General features: G+C 40.8%; 14 protein-coding genes. 11 read left to right on the top strand and 3 right to left on the bottom strand.

Annotation, left to right across the window (positions count from 1 at the left end):
- The 7 genes from ACTHJT_RS15625 to ACTHJT_RS15595 form a co-directional block, all read left to right on the top strand.
- Positions 1–873 (top strand): DUF6089 family protein (locus tag ACTHJT_RS15625; RefSeq protein ID WP_440239893.1); only part of this gene is annotated, 873 nt, incomplete at its 5' end.
- A gap of 2 nt (positions 874–875) precedes the next feature.
- Entirely contained in the window at positions 876–1,574 is a 699-nt protein-coding gene (locus ACTHJT_RS15620) for a DUF6089 family protein (RefSeq protein WP_440239891.1), read from the top strand.
- Positions 1,575–1,627: 53 nt separating this feature from the next.
- Complete coding sequence (locus tag ACTHJT_RS15615; RefSeq protein ID WP_440239889.1) at positions 1,628–2,383, top strand: isoprenyl transferase; 756 nt, start codon at positions 1,628–1,630, stop codon at positions 2,381–2,383.
- Positions 2,384–4,939 carry an outer membrane protein assembly factor BamA gene (gene bamA / locus ACTHJT_RS15610; protein WP_440239887.1) on the top strand — a complete coding sequence of 852 codons (2,556 nt, stop codon included), beginning with the start codon at positions 2,384–2,386 and terminating at the stop codon, positions 4,937–4,939.
- Between the two features lie 4 nt (positions 4,940–4,943).
- Positions 4,944–5,483 carry an OmpH family outer membrane protein gene (locus ACTHJT_RS15605; protein WP_440239885.1) on the top strand — a complete coding sequence of 180 codons (540 nt, stop codon included), beginning with the start codon at positions 4,944–4,946 and terminating at the stop codon, positions 5,481–5,483.
- Positions 5,484–5,509: 26 nt separating this feature from the next.
- Positions 5,510–6,169, top strand: coding sequence for an OmpH family outer membrane protein (locus ACTHJT_RS15600; RefSeq protein WP_440239883.1), 660 nt, complete (start codon positions 5,510–5,512; stop codon positions 6,167–6,169).
- Positions 6,170–6,215: 46 nt separating this feature from the next.
- Positions 6,216–7,094, top strand: a complete 879-nt coding sequence (locus ACTHJT_RS15595; RefSeq protein WP_440239881.1) for a S66 peptidase family protein — start codon at positions 6,216–6,218, stop codon at positions 7,092–7,094.
- Here the strand turns inward: ACTHJT_RS15595 and ACTHJT_RS15590 are convergent.
- From ACTHJT_RS15590 to ACTHJT_RS15580, 3 genes are read right to left on the bottom strand one after another with little or no spacing between them, the layout of a single operon-like run.
- On the bottom strand, positions 7,089–8,093 hold the full coding sequence (locus ACTHJT_RS15590) for a M28 family peptidase (protein WP_440239879.1): 1,005 nt from the start codon (positions 8,091–8,093) through the stop codon (positions 7,089–7,091). The two genes, ACTHJT_RS15595 and ACTHJT_RS15590, sit on opposite strands and share 6 nt — an antisense overlap.
- A 4-nt stretch (positions 8,094–8,097) precedes the next feature.
- Positions 8,098–9,591, bottom strand: a complete 1,494-nt coding sequence (cysS, locus tag ACTHJT_RS15585) for a cysteine--tRNA ligase (RefSeq protein WP_440239877.1) — start codon at positions 9,589–9,591, stop codon at positions 8,098–8,100.
- A 14-nt stretch (positions 9,592–9,605) separates the two neighbouring features.
- Positions 9,606–10,604, bottom strand: coding sequence for an endonuclease/exonuclease/phosphatase family protein (locus tag ACTHJT_RS15580; protein ID WP_440239875.1), 999 nt, complete (start codon positions 10,602–10,604; stop codon positions 9,606–9,608).
- Positions 10,605–10,904: 300 nt separating this feature from the next.
- On the opposite strand from ACTHJT_RS15580, the gene rimP reads away from it, so the two are divergent.
- The 4 genes from rimP to ACTHJT_RS15560 all read left to right on the top strand — a co-directional run bounded on the left by rimP (position 10,905) and on the right by ACTHJT_RS15560 (position 19,124).
- Entirely contained in the window at positions 10,905–11,405 is a 501-nt protein-coding gene (gene rimP / locus ACTHJT_RS15575) for a ribosome maturation factor RimP (protein WP_440239873.1), read from the top strand.
- 1 nt (position 11,406) lies between these two features.
- On the top strand, positions 11,407–12,663 hold the full coding sequence (gene nusA, locus ACTHJT_RS15570; RefSeq protein ID WP_440239871.1) for a transcription termination factor NusA: 1,257 nt from the start codon (positions 11,407–11,409) through the stop codon (positions 12,661–12,663).
- Positions 12,664–12,692: 29 nt separating this feature from the next.
- On the top strand, positions 12,693–15,701 hold the full coding sequence (gene infB / locus ACTHJT_RS15565; protein WP_440239869.1) for a translation initiation factor IF-2: 3,009 nt from the start codon (positions 12,693–12,695) through the stop codon (positions 15,699–15,701).
- A 219-nt stretch (positions 15,702–15,920) separates the two neighbouring features.
- Positions 15,921–19,124, top strand: a complete 3,204-nt coding sequence (locus ACTHJT_RS15560) for a T9SS type A sorting domain-containing protein (protein ID WP_440239867.1) — start codon at positions 15,921–15,923, stop codon at positions 19,122–19,124.
- Positions 19,125–19,168: the final 44 nt, after the last annotated feature.

Here is a 19,168-nt window from a genome sequence, read left to right as displayed (position 1 = left end):
ATGAATTATATAGGAGACCTGGATCCGGGTCCCAGCTTCTTAAGCCCAAGTATTAAGTTTACCCGATATAATTTAGGTATCACAGGACTTTACCGGATACAACCCCGCGTTTCCCTGAGAGGCACGATCTCTTATGGCCGGATCAAGGGAGATGATGCCGTAAGTGCTGATTATGAAAATAAAAACGTTTATAGATTATACAGAAACCTGTCATTCAGAAACCAGATTTACGAAGTAAAATTTGACGTTGTTATTGACTTGTTTGCCAATACCAGAAGATATACCAAAAGGCCTGATTATACACCATACATGTTCATTGGCTTGGCTTATTTTCACCACAACCCGCAGGCACAAAATGCTGATGGCAAATGGATCAACTTAAAAGATCTTCATACAGAAGGTCAGGGTATGCCTGGAGGGCCAAAAAATTATTCCAGAAACCAGTTGGCTTTACCGATTGGCTTGGGTTTCAGATACAAATTATCCAAACAGTGGGATTTGGCATTTGATATAGGCTGGAGGTTTACATTAACCGATTACCTTGATGATGTAGCCGGCGTGTATTACGATAAACAAAAGCTTACAGACGCATATGGCGATGAGGCCAGAATAATGTCTGATAAATCCTATGAAGCTTATACGAGCAATCCGGAATTGGCTTCTAGTGTTGATAATCATTACGGCAGCAATCCTGAAACATATTATCCGGGGCAGCCTCATGATCAGAATGATGGCTGGACAGGCATCAGTACTTACGGACAGCCTGGCGGCCAGCGCGGAGATCTAAAAGGCAGAAGAGATTTATATCTGGTTACAGGGTTTCATTTAACTTATATATTCCCGGGCAAAGTTGTTTGTCCAAAATTTAGATAAAAATGAATTTTAATTACATTCAAAAGATAGGGAGTGTAATACTCTCTATCTTTTTTATTTACAACAGTTTAGACGTAAAGGCTCAAAAACACGAATTTGGTTGGGGCGTTGGTTTATCAGCCTATAGCGGTGAAATTGTTCAACACCTGGATCCCCGTAATTTCAGGCCGGCAGGTCAGGTATTTTACCGTGCCAACTTCAGTGAAGTTGTAAGTTTAAAAGTTGCTGCCAGCATCGGTATATTATCCGCATCCGATAGTCGTTACAGCAATCCAATGTCCGATTATCGCAAGGCTAGCTTTACAACTGTATACAACGATGTAACCGCTTTGTTTGAGTATAATTTCCTGAATTATGCCTATACGGAAAAGAGTAATGGAAACCATTTTTCGCCATATATAGCTGCAGGTTTAGGTATCTTAAACTATAAAAGTACCATATCCGATTCCGAACACAAGGTAAATACATTGTTCCAGCCAACGATCCCTTTTGGTGGCGGATTCAAATACAGAACCAACGCTCATTTGAATTTTAATTTTCAATTCATTCTAAATAAAACCTTTACAGACGCTATTGATGGCATTTACAATAGCAGCAACTACACAAAATCAATCTCTGATTCTCATAATACGGATTGGTACTATTACACCGGAGTTACAGTCAGTTATGTTTTCTGGGATGTATACTGTCCTCAACCCTAATAGCATTTTAAAAAGGGTATTTTTATTTGTACATTTGCCCCTTATTGAAATTCATGGAATACCTCTCACAAATAGATTCGAAGAAGCTACCCGAACATATTGCCATCATCATGGATGGCAATGGTCGTTGGGCAAAAAAACAAGGTTTGCTAAACCGCATTTTCGGTCATAAAAGTGCCGTAAAATCTGTGAGAGAAGCCACTGAAACCTGTGCCGAACTTGGTGTTAAATATTTAACCCTTTATGCTTTTTCAACGGAAAACTGGAGCAGACCACAGGATGAAGTGAATGCTTTAATGGAACTGCTTGTAACAACCATTAAAAGCGAGACCCCAACGCTTAATAAAAACAATATCCGATTGAATGCAATCGGAGATATTTCTTCCCTGCCTAAAAGCTGTCAGCAGGAATTAGCAGAAACTATTGAACAAACAAAACACAATACCCGTGTTGTGTTAACGTTAGCATTGAGCTATAGCGGAAGATGGGAAATCATGGAAGCAGTAAAGAAAGTAACTGCTGCTGTACAATCCGGAACATTTGATATTAATACGCTGAATGAAAATTCTTTCAGGAATTTCCTGTCTGATGGTTCTATTCCTGATCCTGAATTATTGATCCGTACCAGCGGTGAATTCAGAATCAGTAACTTTCTGTTATGGCAAATCGCCTACACTGAAATTCACATCACAGATGTGCTTTGGCCGGATTTTAGAAAAGATGATTTATATAAAGCTATTTTAGATTTTCAAAAACGCGAACGTCGTTTTGGAAAAATTAGCGAACAATTGGATGGTGCAAAAGCTTAAATGAAAAAGATTCTATATATCATTTTTTTAATACAGGTAATTACTATTACTGCCCATGGGCAATCCTGGAGATTCGGCGCTAAACGAAACACAGGCTTTGAATTAAATTACGAAAATCCTCAGGAATATTATATTGGGGGAATAACCGTGTCTGGCGTTCAGTTCCTGGATCCGGAAGCTGTCATCGCACTTACCGGCCTTAAAATCGGTGATAAAATTGCCATTCCCGGCGACGAAATTTCCGGAGCCATTAAGAAATTATGGGAACAAGGCCTGATCGGAGATGTTGAGGTTGTGGTTAAGAAAGTTGAAGTAAGAAATATTTACCTGGAGTTTGTCATTAAAGAACGTCCCCGTTTAACAAAATTTATTTTCAACGGTGCAACCAAATCCGAACGTGAAGATCTGGAAGATAAAATTGACCTGGCCCGTGGTCGCGTTGTAAATGACGCATTGCTGAAAAATACTAAAAATAAAATCCGCGAATTTTATTTAGAAAAAGGCTATCTGAATACAACCGTTGATATCATCCAGATTAAAGATACCATTTTAGAAAACAATGTGATCTTACGGGTAGATATTAATAAAAGAGACAAAGTACACGTTAATAAAGTGATCATTACCGGTAATGATTCCTTCCCTACAAATTTTTTAGCTAAAAAAATGAAAAAGACCAAAGGTAAAAAACCAACCAACCTTTGGACAGGATCAAAAATCATTGCTAAAACATACAATACGGACAAGGATGCAATTATTGAATTTTACAATTCAAGAGGTTACAGAGATGCACGTATCGTACATGATACATTAATTCATGTTGATAGCAACAATGTGAATGTCGTTATTCAGATTGAAGAAGGTCACAAATATTATTTCCGTGATATTACCTGGATCGGCAATTACATCTATTCTACGCATACCCTGGATTCAATACTAGCCATTAAAAAAGGCGACGTTTACAACAACGATTTGTTGCAGCGCAAACTAAGCTTTAACCCATCCGGCGTTGACATCAGTTCAATGTACCTGGATAATGGTTATCTGTTTTTCAGGGTTGATCCTGTGGAGGTACTGATCGAAGGCGATTCCATTGATATTGAAATGAGGATCTATGAAGGTGAACAAGCGGTTGTAAATCATATTGAAGTTAATGGCAATACAAAAACGCATGATCATGTTATCCTGCGTGAAGTCAGAACCTATCCAGGCGATAATTTCAGCCGGTCTGACCTGATCCGTACACAGCGCGAATTGGCGGCCCTGAATTATTTTGACAATGAAAAATTAGGAATGAACCCTGTTCCTAACCCTTCTACCGGTAAGGTTGATATTGATTACACTGTTGCTGAAAAACCAAATGATCAGGTTGAACTCTCCGGAGGCTGGGGTGGTTATTACGGTTTTGTCGGAACGGTTGGTCTTGTGTTCAACAATTTCTCGCTTAAAAATATTAAACATCCTAAAACCTGGAGCCCGCTTCCTGCCGGAGACGGACAAAGACTTTCATTCAGGGTACAGGCAAATGGCAGATCATATCAAACCTACACTGTTTCATTCACTGAACCATGGTTAGGAGGTAAAAAACCAACATCCCTGTCTGTAAGCCTTCAACATTCCGTACAGAGCCAGCTGTCCGCTTCATCAACAGGGAAAAGTGTTAAAACAGGTTCACTGCAAGTAAGCGGTGTTACAGTAGGTATCGGTAAACGTGTGAAATGGCCGGATGATTTCTTCTCTGTTAACCATACTTTCTCATTATTGAGATATAGCCTGAACAACTATCAAAGCAGCTCTTCTACTGCTGTAATCGGATATACGACAGGTTATTCAAACAACCTTTCATACAACTTTACTGTTTCAAGAAACAGCATAAATGATTTCCAGTTTCCTTCTGCCGGCGCGAATATGGCATTAAGCATGACATTCACGCCTCCATATTCTTATTTCAATAATATTAATTATGAAGATCCGAACCTGGAACCAACCCAGCGGTATAAGTGGTTGGAATACCAGAAATATGGTTTTGATGCATCGTGGTTTACAACGTTGTGGCAACACAGACAGAAGTCTAAACATAAGGTTGTTTTCAACACCAGGTTTCATGCCGGTGTAATTGCAGCCTATCAGCCAGGTGTTGGTGTAGGACCATTTGAGCGTTATATCATGGGCGGTGATGGTTTATCCGGATATAACTTCCTGTTAGGTTCTGATATCATTGGTTTGAGAGGTTATGCAAACAACTCAATTAAGCCAACACCTTCCGGTGGTGTTGCTTTTGATAAATTTGTTGCAGAGGTGCGTTACCCTATTTCCAACAGTCCCTCATTCTCTATATTTGTCTTAAGCTTCTTTGAAGCGGGAAATACCTGGGGAGATATACACGACGTGAATCCATTCAACGTTTATCGTTCAGCAGGCTTTGGCGCAAGGATATTTATGCCAGCATTTGGTTTGATCGGTATCGACTGGGGTGTGCCATTTGACCAGGTTCCTGGTTATCCGAATCCGAACTACAAATCTCACGTTACTTTTACAATTGGTCAACAAATCCGTTAGATATATGAAAAAAGTATGTTTGGCATTATTCTTGACTTTAGCATCAACGTTCGCCTGGAGTCAGAAATTTGGATATATAGACTCTGAATACATCATCAATCAAATGCCTGAATATAAAAAGGCACAAAAAGAATTGAATGAATTTTCTCTTAAGTGGCAAAAAGAGATTGAAGATTATCAATCAAAAATTGACAAATTAAAGCAGGAATACCAGGCAGAAGAAGTTCTTCTTACGGAAGATATGAGAAAAGAGCGTTTGGATACCATAGCTGCCAGGGAAGCGAAATTACGGGAAGTTCAGAAAAATTACTTTGGATTTAAAGGCATGCTTTACCTTAAAAGACAGGAATTGGTAAAACCGGCTCAGGATAAATTATTCCAGGCAATTGAAAAAGTAGCAAAAGAAAAGAAATTAGCTATTATCTTTGACAAATCCGGAGAGCTTGTAATGGTCTATACGGACCCCACGCATGACTGTACAGATTACGTTCTGGAAGAACTGGGGTTAGGAGATAAAAATGATAAAGTTCCTACAAATAAATAATACATCAACTTATATACTTAATACCTATGAAACGCACATTATCCATTATTTTAGTAGGATTCATTTCTACAATTCTTGCTTTACAATCCCAGGCACAGCATGTTCAGAAAATCGGAACTGCCAACCTTGAATATATCTTAAGCAACCTTCCTGAAACAAAAAAAGTTGAGTCTGATCTAAAAGCATATGAAGAACAACTTCAAACTCAGTTGACTGCCAAGCAGGCTGAATTTGAGAGAAAATATGGAGAATACCAGAATGGTGTAAAATCTGGTGTGATGCCTACAGCCGTACTTGCTGACAAAGAAAAAGAATTAGCAACATTACAACAATCCATCCAGGAGTTTGAAAGAAGCGCAACACAGGATCTGGAAAGCAAGTACTATAGCATGATGGAACCTATAAATACTAAAGTAACAGCTTCTATCGAAAAAGTCGCTGCTGCAAATGACTATACTTATATTATCAGTACACATACAGATTATGCAGGTACTCCGATTGTATTGTACTCAAAAAATAAAGAGGCAAACGATATTTCAAAACTGGTGTTAAAAGATCTTGGCGTTACTGTTCCGGCAACTCCGGCAACGGGAACTACAGGCACCGGTACTACTGGTACTACCGGAACAACAAATACAACAAGCCCGACCAATACTACCAACCCAGCCATACCGGCTAAAAAATAAGTTAAAAGGTCCCGCAATTGCGGGACCTTTTTTTTACCTTTAATGAATGAAAGAATCTTCTTTAATTCATATCATAGCTCCCGCTGGCGCTGTAAATAAAAAAAATGTCAAAGGCGGGATTAAATTCCTTTCTTCACTGGGATTTTCATGCATTCCAGGCTCAGCGCTTTTCAATTCAGATGGTTATTTAGCCGGCACTGATGCAGATCGGCTAAACGATATTCAAACAGCATTAAATGATTCTGGCGTATTAGCTGTATGGGCTGCCAGAGGTGGTTATGGCACCACACGAATCATCGATCAGATAAAATGGAATAAATTTTTTAAGAAGCCTTCCTGGCTGATTGGTTTCAGCGATATCACAGCGTTACACATTCACCTTTCCAATAATAATATCCCAAGTATTCATGGCCCCATGGTTGGTCAGGCAGTAGATGAAGCCTGCCAGGAATCTGTCCGGCTCGTGGGTTCGATATTGAAAAATGATTTCCCGGAATATAAGTTAACCGGCCATGCAATGAATAGACCCGGGAAAGCAACCGGTCCGATTACAGGTGGTAACCTTACATTGATCTGCGCTACACTAGGCACTGCAACCGAAATCATTACCGACAATAAAATATTATTTATTGAAGACATTAACGAGCCGGCCTATAAAATCGACCGCATGATGGTACAGCTAAAACGCGCCGGGAAGCTGAGTCGTTTGAAAGGCTTGATCGTGGGTCATATGACGGAGGTAACCGACGAAAAACAATTTGGCAAGACTGTTTTTGAAATTATCACTGAACATACAAAAGACTTTTCATTCCCTGTATGCTTTCAATTTCCGGCAGGGCACGAAATGCCAAACATGCCGTTAATACTGGGAATGAAAAGTGAATTGACCGTTGAGAAAAAACGGATCAACCTCTGTTATTTATAATTTCTCGCGATACAATACTTCGATCAGCGTCTGTCCTACTGCCTTTAAGGATTTTTTGTCAATCACGTTGATATTGTCATCATGTGTATGCCAGTAAGAGCCGAAGTAACTTCCCTGGCTGTCATATTCGATAATGTCTATCATCGGGATCATTGCCAGTTTATTGACGTAGGTGTGATCATCCGTGATACCTGAGCTCTTGACAGAAACAAATTGATTGCCGTAGCCCAATCTTCCGGCAGCAGACCATACCTTATCTACAATCGTTGGGGCAAACGCTACAGAAACACCTTCTTTCGCATAGGTTGCATCTTTCGCCCCAACCATGTCTAACAATATGCCATAAAATGCTGTATAATCCGCCTTGTGCTTATTCTTTGCCCAATGCTGTGAACCGAGACACCAGCTGTCTTCCTGGTACGGACCCGGATAAGACATCGGTTGTCCGTAATCTTCGCCGTCAAACAGGATGATGTCAAACCCTACATCGGGTTTTTTCTCCGCCGCATTAATTGCTCTCGCAAGCTCCATCAATACTGCTACTCCACTTCCGCCGTCATTAGCACCATCTATCGGCTTGTCCGGATCAGTCTCATCCTGGTCTGCAAACGGACGTGTATCCCAATGCGCGGCAAGCAAGATGCGCTTCGTCGCTTTGTGATTATATGAAATAATCAGATTTTTCAATTTGAGCTCTTTGCCGTCAAAAGACTTTGCCGTAAACTCCTGACGGGTAATCCAGCCACCATGCTTCATAAAAAACCGGGCTAAAAATTCTCCGCATTCCTGATGTGCTTTTGAATTCGGTACACGCGGCCCGAAAGCCACTTGCTCCTCCACGTATTTGTATGAAGAGTCCGCGTTGAATGCAGGCGTTGTAATCGGAGGTAATGATGTTTCTGTTTCAGTTGTTTGCTCAACCGGTTTCTTTTCAGGCTCACATCCTGCAAGGATTAACCCGGCAGCAACTACCAATAAAAATCTACTTCCTGCTCTCATTATATTATTCTTCATATGCCCAATCAATTCCATGTTTCATATCTTTAATTGCTAACCCTTGCTCCTTAAAGTAAGTACGGATCTGGTCAACTTTATCGTATTGTTTATTTTCTTTTGCTTCTTTATAAATCTCAAGCATGCCCCGTATAAGTCCTTCAGGATTGATAGGCACTTCATCAATCAATCCAAGCACATCCGTTACCAGCGTGTGATAACTTGCTTTCATGTTTTCAAAAGTCTCTTGCGTCAACACTGCCGTAGACTTTTGTTTCAGATAAAACACATTGATCTTTTTTATCAGGTTGAATAAAGATGCAATGGTTATTGCAGTATTAAAATCATCTGACATGCCTTTGTAGCAATCATCAATGATCTTATTGATTTCATGATTCAATGCCTGGTCTTTTTCTATGGCTTCATTGCTATACTCCAGACTATTCAGCATTTTCATACCATTCATGAGCTTACGATACGCTTTATTCGCAGCCTTTAAAGCATCGTTTGAGAAATCCAGTGTACTTCTGTAATGCGCCTGCAATGTAAAGAAGCGGATCGTCATTGGTGAATATGCCTGCTCCAGCAAGGTATGCTTGCCTGAGAACAATTCATTCAGGGTAATAAAATTGCCTAATGATTTACCCATCTTTTGCCCGTTGATGGTAATCATGTTATTGTGCAGCCAGTATTTAGCCGGTTCCTTTTTATTTGCCGCGGCCGACTGAGCAATTTCACATTCGTGGTGCGGAAACATCAAATCCATACCGCCGCCGTGTATATCAAACGTTTCGCCAAGGTATTTCGTACTCATTGCCGAGCATTCCAGGTGCCAACCGGGGAAACCTTGTCCCCATGGCGAGTCCCATTTCATGATATGTTCAGGAGAAGCGAGCTTCCACAAAGCAAAATCTGCGGAACTCTTCTTCGATTGCTGCCCATCCAGGCTGCGCGTCCCGCTGATAAGGTCTTCCAGAATACGCCCCGACAGGTGCCCGTATTTATTACCGTTGGTTGTAAATTTTTCTACATCAAAATAAACCGAACCTTCGCTTTCGTATGCAAAACCCGAAGATAAAATTTCTTCTACCATTCTGATCTGCTCAGGTATATGACCCGATGCAGAAGGTTCAATACTTGGCGGCAATACATTCAATTTACGCAGGGCATCGTGATAGTATTCGGTATAGCGTTGTACGATCTCCATTGGCTCTACTTTTTCAAGCTTGGCCTTCTTGGCAATCTTATCTTCGCCTTCATCCGCATCATGCTCCAGGTGACCTACATCTGTGATGTTTCGCACATAGCGTACACGGTATTTTAAGTGCTGCAGATAACGGAAGATGATATCAAAGGTTATTGCACTACGCGCGTGGCCCAGGTGGCCTTCGCCATACACCGTAGGTCCGCAGACATACATACCAACATTGGGTGCATGAATGGGTTCAAAAATTTCTTTTTTTCTTGATAGCGTATTGTATACAACTAATTTTTCTGCTGTCATGAATGGTAGTACTATTATTTAAAGCGGTAGCCCGCCTTTATCGGAAAATGATCTGTAAAGGTAATGTTTGAAAGGGTTTCAAAAGATGCAACTTCTAAATTCGTGTCACAAAACTGCTGGTCGATCCGAAGCAATGGAAGCTGTCCGTTGAAGGTTGTGCCAAAGCCGTTCCCCTTTTTTTCAAATGTATTTGTTAATACATCGTATAATTTTTCATACGTATAGCTATATGGCGGATCATTTAAATCACCTGATACAATCACTTTAAAAGGAGAATCCTTAATATGTTTCACAAGCTTGTCAACCTGAATACTCCGGTTAATAGTTCCATTTTTATATTTTAAAAATGCCTGCATCACTTTCGTTTTTGATTTATGATCAAAATTACTTTCAGCAATCTCCTTATCATTTATACTCATGGATTGCAGGTGCATGTTATATACCCGCACAGTAGCCTGCGGCAGCTTGATATCGGCATAAATAGTCTGGTTGTTTGAACCTTCCTGGAAGACAACTTTTCCTGAAGATCTAATAGGGAATTTACTGAATATAACCATTCCGAAGGCTCCGCCCAAGTGATTTCTATACGTTTCACTAAAATAAAAATACGGGTACTTTTTCTTTATCCGGTGAATGGTATTGAATAATGTATCCTTGGGATCGTTATAAAATTCCTGCAGGCAAAGCACATCTGCTTCAGACTTTTTAACAAAATCAATTATTTTCCGGGTGGTTGAAAATGTTTTGTCTGCGAATTGCGGATACACATTAAACAGCCTGATATTATAAGACAAAACAGAAAATTCTTCTTTTTTCGAAGTTTCTGAAGAAAACGTAATGGTGCGCTGAACCAGTTTCCAATGGACAAGCAGCAATACAAGCGGTACCAGCAATAAGACATTGCGCTTAAACGCCCAATAAAAAAAACTCAGCACCAATACTACCAGCATAAGGGGGATTAAAAGCCCGAGGAAGCTGCTGTACCAGAAAGCTCTTGGAGATATTTCAGGCATATAAAAAATAACTAAAGATATTATAGTCAGTAGAATAGCTCCCTTATATGTTCTGTTGTTCTCCATGTTTTTATACTGAGGGACAAATATAACTATTGGAAACAGGAATCTGAGAACAATAGAAAAATATTCATTTCTGTGATGAATATTATAAAATGCTCTGAACAAATCTTCTCCGGAACGATTATTTTGCAGGAATTTGGAATACACAGACAAAATGTTTAATATTGTATTGTAGAACGAATTGAATACTGAAAAGAGGGGACTGTGTCCCCTCTTTTGTTTCTGTATCAAATCTATATGACAAAGCAGGAGTTAGAAATAAAGACATTCGTAACAGATCTATTACAGGAAAGAGAAGCGCTTTTTCTTGTAGATATTGTGTTCGGAGGTACTAATTCAAGAAGAAAAATCCAGGTTATTCTGGATAAGGATTCCGGGATTTTAATTGATGAATGCGGCGAATTCAGCCGGGCATTAGGCAATTTAATTGAAGAGAAGAATACATTCGGCGATGCACCTTATGTACTTGAAGTATCTTCTCCGGGCATGGACAGACCATTAACAGTAAAAAGACAATATCAAAGAAGGATAGGCAATACATTGAATTTTCTTCTGAATGACGGAGCACAGTTTGAAGCAGTGCTTAAGAATGTTTCAGAAGAAGGCGTAGTTGTAGAACCTGTTCCCGCAAAAAACAAAAAAAGTAAAAAAGAAGCGTCGGTGGAATTGGTTGCAGAACCAAGGAAGCTTCGTTTCGAGGAAATAAAAAAGTGTAACCTAATTGTATCGTTTAAATAAAATGGATACTTCAACCTTAATCGAATCGTTTGCAGAGTTTGCAAAATTCAAGAGCATAGACCGCCCTACTATGATGAAAATCGTAGAAGACGTGTTTCGCACAATGATCCGTAAAAAATACGGAACAGATGACAACTTCGACGTTATTATCAATGTCGATAAAGGTGATCTTGAAATCTGGTGGATGAGAGAAATTGTTTCAGACGACTTTGCTGAGGACAGTTTCGATTATGATCCGAACAAACACATTTCCTTATCGGATGCACACCAAATCGAAAAAGATTTCGAGGAAGGTGAAGAAGTTGCTACTGAAGTTAAATTAGAAGACTTCGGCAGAAGAATGGTTCAGACGGCTCGTCAGACATTAATCCAGAAAGTAAAAGATCTTGAGAAAGATAATCTTTTCCAGAAATACAAAGACCTGGTTGGTGAAATCATCAATGGTGAAATCTACCAGGTATTGAGCAAAGAAATTCTGTTGATTGATGCGGACGGCAACGAATTAGCTTTGCCAAAGTATGAGCAGATTCCTAAAGACCGCTTCCGTAAGGGAGACAACGTCCGTGCAATCGTTCACCGTGTAGAAATGCACAATGGTAATCCGAAGATTATTCTTTCCAGAACATCTCCGAAATTCCTGGAGCGTTTATTCGAACTTGAAGTTCCTGAAGTTTACGATGGCTTGATCTCGATCCGCAACATTGTACGTGAACCAGGCGAGCGTGCTAAAGTAGCTGTTGAATCATACGACGACCGTATCGATCCGGTAGGTGCTTGTGTGGGTATGAAAGGTTCCCGTATTCATAGCATCGTTCGTGAACTTGAAAACGAAAACATTGACGTAATCAATTTCACTGACAACATTGACCTGTTTATTGCACGTGCATTGAGCCCTGCAAAAATAAGCAGTCTGAAAGTTGAAGCTGACAAAGGCCGTGCATCTGTTTATCTGAAACCGGATCAGGTTTCTCTTGCCATTGGTAAAGGTGGCCAGAACATCAAACTTGCCAGCAAATTAGTAGGCCTGGAGATTGATGTATTCAGAGAATTGACAGGCAATGAAGACAATGAAGATGTTGATTTAACAGAATTTGTTGACGAAATTGAAGATTGGATATTAGAAGAGTTAAAGCGTATCGGTCTGGATACAGCGAAAAGTGTGTTAGCGCTTAGCAAAGATGATTTAGTTCGCCGTACTGAATTGGAAGAAGAAACGGTTGAAGACGTACTTCAAATTCTAAGACAGGAATTTGAATAGAATATAATATTTGAAAAAAAAATTAATAAATGGCTGAAGAAAAAATGATGCGGCTTAGCCAGGTGGCAAGAAAGTTGAATGTCGGTACATCGACAATTATAGATCACCTTTCTGCCAAAGGCTACGATATTGAGAACAACCCCAATGCCAAGATTACTGTGGATATGTACGCTGTTCTTTCAAAAGAATATGAGTCATCTGCGCAGGTAAAAAAGGAGGCTGAAAGCCTTACCATTGGTAAAAAACACATGGGTGATGTTGTTATCGATGCCGATCAGGTACACACTGCTCCGGAGCAAGAGGATGAGGATGAGATTCGTATTGTTACGAGTGCGCCGGTAGAAGCGGCAGCGCCCGAAACCACAGCAGCTCCGCAAGCAGCAGAACAACCTAAAACTGCGGAGCCTGCTCCTGCCCAGGAAGAAGATGTAAAAAACAATGTTACACTTCAGGGACTAAAAGTCTTAGGCAAAATTGACTTAAGCGCTGGTGATAAAGATTCCAAAAAATCACCTAAAGGCAAAGCTGCCGACAAACCGAAACAGGAAAAAGCGGCTGAAAAACCTAAAGAAGCAACGCCGGTAGCTGAAGAGAAAACAACAGCTCCTAAAGCTGAACAGACAGCAAAACCAAAGGCTGAAGAAAAAGCTGCAACAAAAGAACCTGTTGCTGAAAAAACAGGCACTCCTGTTGCCGATACGACTGAAGCAGAATCTCATGCAGCCGATGAGCCTGTAGAAGTTGTACAGGCACATGCAGACAAGCTTCAGGGATTAACAGTATTAGGAAAAATCCAGCTTCCGGATAAAAAGAAAGAACCGACACGTGTTGCTTCTTCTGATGAAGTTGTAGATAAAAATAAAAACAAACGTAAGCGTAAACGCCTTAACGACGGACCAGGCAAACCTGCCGGTACAAATCCCAACGGACCAAGACCACAGGGCGCTAACCCGAATGGCCCGAGGCCACAGGGCGCAAATCCAAACGGACCAAGACCACAGGGAGGCAATCCGAATGGACCAAGACCTCAAGGCGGACCAAACAGCCGTCCGGGTGCTCCGAACCGTCCGAATGCAGGCGGACCAAAACCTACGTTAACTAAAGCCAGCGAAAAAGGTGAAGTAACCGGAAAACAGATCCAGGAAAAAATCAAAGCTACCATGGCGAAATTGTCTGGTGGCGGAACAAAAACAGGACCTGTAAACCGTGCGAAATACCGTAAAGATAAGCGTTCTGCTATGGCTGATGCCGAAGAAGAACGTTTGATGGCAGAGCAGGAAGATGCAAAGGCATTAAAGGTTACAGAATTTATTTCTGCAAGCGACTTAGCTTCTTTAATGAACGTAAGCGTGAACGAAGTAATTTCCAAATGCATGATGATGGGTATGTTCGTATCCATTAACCAGCGTCTGGATGCTGAAGCGATCACTATTATCGCCGATGAATTCGGTTACGATGTAAACTTCCAGACAACCGGCGAAGAAGACGATATTACAGAAGAGGATCAGGACGATCCGGATTCACTGATTGAGCGTGCACCGATCGTTACGATCATGGGTCACGTCGATCATGGTAAAACATCCTTGCTTGATTACATCCGTAAATCAAAAGTTGTAGCAGGAGAAGCCGGTGGTATCACACAGCACATTGGTGCATACAATGTTGTTACCGATTCCGGAAAACCAATTACATTCCTTGATACCCCTGGTCACGAAGCCTTCACAGCGATGCGTGCCCGTGGTGCTAAAATCACAGATATTGTTATTATTGTTGTAGCTGCCGATGACTCGGTGATGCCGCAAACGAAAGAAGCGATCAACCACGCGCGTGTAGCGGGTGTGCCGATCATTATCGCGATCAACAAAATTGATAAGCCAGCCGCTAACCCTGATAAGATCAAGGAGGAACTTTCCAAAGAAAATATTCTTGTTGAAGACTGGGGCGGTAAATACCAGTGCCAGGCAATCTCAGCCAAAGCAGGTACCGGCGTAAGCGAATTACTTGATAAGATCCTGCTTGAAGCAGAAATGCTTGAATTGAAGGCAAACCCTGATAAACGTGCCGTTGGTGCTGTTATTGAAGCGTCTCTTGATAAAGGCAGAGGTTATGTAACAAACGTATTGGTTGAATCCGGCACGTTGCGTATTGGTGATATTATCTTAGCGGGTGCACACTTCGGGCGTGTAAAAGCAATGGTTGACCATACAGGTAAAAAACTAAAAGAAGCAGGCCCGGCAATGCCTTTACAGGTACTGGGTCTGAACGGTGCGCCACAGGCGGGTGACAAGTTCCAGGTAATGGAAACTGAACGTGAAGCAAGAGAGATCTCTTCTAAACGTGAGCAACTGATCCGTGAGCAAAGCATCCGTACCAAGAAACACATTACATTGGATGAGATCGGCCGTCGTCTGGCGATCGGTAACTTCAAAGAACTTAACATCATCGTTAAAGCCGATGTGGATGGTTCTGTGGAAGCCTTATCTGATTCATTATTGAAATTATCTACGGAAGAAATCCAGATCCGTATCCTGCACAAAGGCGTGGGTCAGATTTCTGAATCGGATATTTTATTGGCATCAGCATCGGATGCGATCATCGTTGCCTTCCAGGTACGTCCTTCTTCAAGTGCACGTAAACTGGCTGAGCAGGAACAGATCGAGATCCGTATGTACTCAATCATCTACGATGCGATCAACGAAGTGAAAGATGCGATGGAAGGTATGCTTGAGCCGAAGATGGAAGAAGTTGTACTTGGCACGATTGACGTTCGTGAAGTATTCAAAATCACAAAAGTTGGTACGGTTGCCGGTGCATACGTATCTGAAGGTTATGTGAAACGCAGCAACAGTGTTCGTTTGATCCGCGATGGTATTGTTATGTACACAGGTACAATCAGTGCATTGAAACGTTTCAAAGATGATGTAGCTGAAGTGAAAACAAGCTACGAATGTGGTATCAGTCTGAAAGGATACAACGATATCCAGATCGGAGACCAGATCGAAGCATTCGAACAGAAAGAAGTGAAACGTACGCTGTAACGAGTTACAGGTTTATAAATAGAAAGAGTCATCATGCCGAAAGCATGATGACTCTTTCTATTTATAAGTATATCCCGATTGAAAAATAATACCGGAATAGCTAAATAACCTAAATATATTTTTAACTTTGCATTACATATGTGTGATTGTTCATCATACATATTACAACAGCTATATTTTACTGCTCAATATTTTTATATAATCAAATTTACTTTTAAAATGAAAAAAATCATTTTACTTATTCTTGGCTGTGCCATTCTCCAGCATGCTTCAGCCCAGGTTATAACTCCTACGGGTATTGGAATGGGCGTGAGACGCACAAATCAAACAAACAACTGGAATTTTGTTTTAACCCCGACCCAATTAAATCCGGGAACGTTTACGCTGCCCAATCAGGTAGTTTCTGTAAACCGGATCATTTACAATTTTACATTTACCCCTCCAGCCAGTTATCCAAATAGCTTTACAAATCAAATCATCCATAAATTGAAAATACGGAATGGTTCAACCACAACTGTTCTGGGTATTCAACCGGTTTCGCCGGCATTTGCACAACAGGGAAATACCTCTATTGATTGTACAGTAGATTTCGGAAATATCGAAATCATTACGTATGCCGTTGGAGGCACTCCTATTTCCCCGCCATGGACATTTTTTATAGAATCATATTCTACTGACGGTTTCGGTCACGATGTATTTATTTCTGCAACCCCGGATTATAAGTTTACAAGAGCTCTCTGGTTAGATGAAATTAAGTACCACGACATTTCATCCAACCAAACGGTGGATTATTTTCCGTATCAACCTGCTCCCATCGGAACATTGCCTACAGGACCTCTTTATTATCCGGCTTCGAGTGATGGCGGTACACTAACATTCCAATGGGAAAAATCCGAAGGGAATGATCATACCTGGTCTGTTATTTTAGGGGCAACTTCGGTAGTATTTACACCCCCATTGCTTTACAAAAATACCTGGTATCGCAGAAAAGCTACTTCTGTATATGGTATTACAGCTTATAGTAATACTATATCGATTTATTATCCGGACTGCCCGAATGATAAATACTTATTGGCTGACCAGCAAAATACGATCTGCGGTATGCAATCGTTTTATAATTTAAAAGACGGTGATGAGATTTACCCTTCAAAAATTTTAGGTTCTGTAATCACACCGAATATTGCGACAAGAGAATTCGGATACGAATACAGTAGGTCTACGGATGGTGGCGCGCATTGGGAAGTCGTCCAGCCCAAACAATTAATTGATTTAGGTTCAGATTTTTTAGGAGGAATATTTATTAATAATACTGATTTTAACCATGACCCTTTAAATTACATTATTGAACCTTTTAAATTTGATATTCAGAAAGGTCCTGTGCAAACTATTCTATACCGGAGAGAATATTTCCATTGGTATGATACCTGGGGCTGTGGACCTTTGGGTGCATTCCCCTGTACCGCAGACTGGCACTCACAAGGTTTTAGTAATGTAGTTGCAATAACACTTACAACGAAACCGTTAAAGCCTGTTGGCAACATTATCCAGACACTAGGTACAAACCAGGCAAACTGTAATTGGTCAGACCAGACGAAGGGATTACAAATTCCTTTGGTAAACAACGGTGAATACTATCGGTGGGAAGTTCCTTCTTATTACACACCATATTCTCCGTTACAGGGATCGTATGCCAATACCATGCAATTCAGCACTAATGCAAACCCACAACAGAATTTTGTACAGGGAGGAGAAATTTGTGTAACCGTTACTCAGGTTGGCCATGTAGACAGGCGTTGTTTTACCATTAAGGGTACAGCACCTTTTTCAGCCAGTTTACCTGCAAATATTGCAGCGTGCGAAGGGGAAAATGTGATTTTAAAACCTGTATTGATCAAGGGTTCACAAACCGTAAGTCCTGTCGATTATACTTTTTCCTGGAATGCCTATAATTCGCCTTCAACGGTAACCTGCAACAATCCTATTGGCGGCAGTTTGCTCAATTCAAATTGCAGCGAATTTAAAGTAGTGGTACAGAATGCCCAGCAATATAAAAAGCAGGAAATTGACCTGGTTGTTCAGAATCCATATGGTTGCCAGGATACGGCTAAAACCGTGATCACTACAACACCAGGCTGGCAGATCGGCATCCTGCATGCCTATGATGACCCGAAAGCCAAACAAAATGCAGACCTGGCTTTTGATGCAGCAAAGAACTATCTGTACTTTACTTCTGATGCAGGTATTTACCGTGCATACTTTGATAACGGGCCGGATAAAGTATGGAAGTACTTGCTATTAAAAGATAAAAACAACAACCTCCCAATTCTTGGTGATGGCCCTTTGCAATACTACAAAGGTTCCACTGATAAGCTATATTTTATTTATAACGGACGCCTTTTGTATGCCGAATCAACAGACCAAGGACAAACTTGGATAAGTTATGATATAAGCAATTCAGTTTCTGACATTAGTCTACGTATCAAAATCTACAATAATAATTTATATTATGTCCGAACATCGGACCGTTGTGTATATTACAAACCATTAAGTAACCTGGCTGGGCCGGAAACACGCGTTGGTAGTGTCAGAATGAATTATTCGCAGAACATGTTTACGGTTGAAGATGGTATCCTCGCATATGCGGATGAAGCAAATAACCTGTATCTTTTCGATGCGCTTACCGGCGCAGCACTTAATATAAATCTGCTTCCTGCGCAAAAACTGGTCGATTGGAATTCTTCCATCAGTATATATAACGGCAATATTTATTTTGTATCTGGTCAAACCATCCGGATTATAAAAAAGGACATCAACGGCATATATAGTTCATCTGAAAATGTGCTGAACGGAACAATCAACCAATTGGCAGGCACCTTTACCATCAACAAACAAACGGGTACCATCTATGCCAAATCCTATTCTCCAGAAGCCCGGCAGATCTATTACCTGAACAACACATGGACCAGCAATCCCATCCGACAGTATATTTCCGGCGGCGCTGTTAACGGTAATAGCATGATCTATGGCAACGGGCATGTATACTTTATCAATGCCGGAAATATCTTAGGCAATGCCTTTTACGTATCCCCTTGCGTACCATCTGTATTGCGTACAGCGGGAGATATAGCAGATCCACTCAATGACCCGCTTCCAAATACACTGCCGGAAATCCGCCAGCTGAGCTTGGCTCCGAATCCCACACAGGATCTCGTGAATATATCTTTTGCCGTACCTAAAGCGACGCAGGCACAACTGAGAATAATAAGTGTAACAGGCAATGGGAATATTCTAAAAGAAGAATCCATTGAAGCCGGCTCATTTGAATGGAAGGTCGACCTACAAACATATTCAGCTGGAGTTTATATTATTGAATTAATAACTGATGGCAGTGTATATGCTCATGCCAAATTAATCAAGCAATAATTATGTGTCAGAGGAAGGTTAATTCTTAACTCTCCCATCTTTAA

Source organism: Cytophaga sp., from assembly GCF_051961495.1.
GTDB lineage: Bacteria > Bacteroidota > Bacteroidia > Cytophagales > Cytophagaceae > Cytophaga.
Note: the sequence above shows the minus strand (reverse complement) of the source record. Positions and strands in the feature narration are given on the sequence as shown.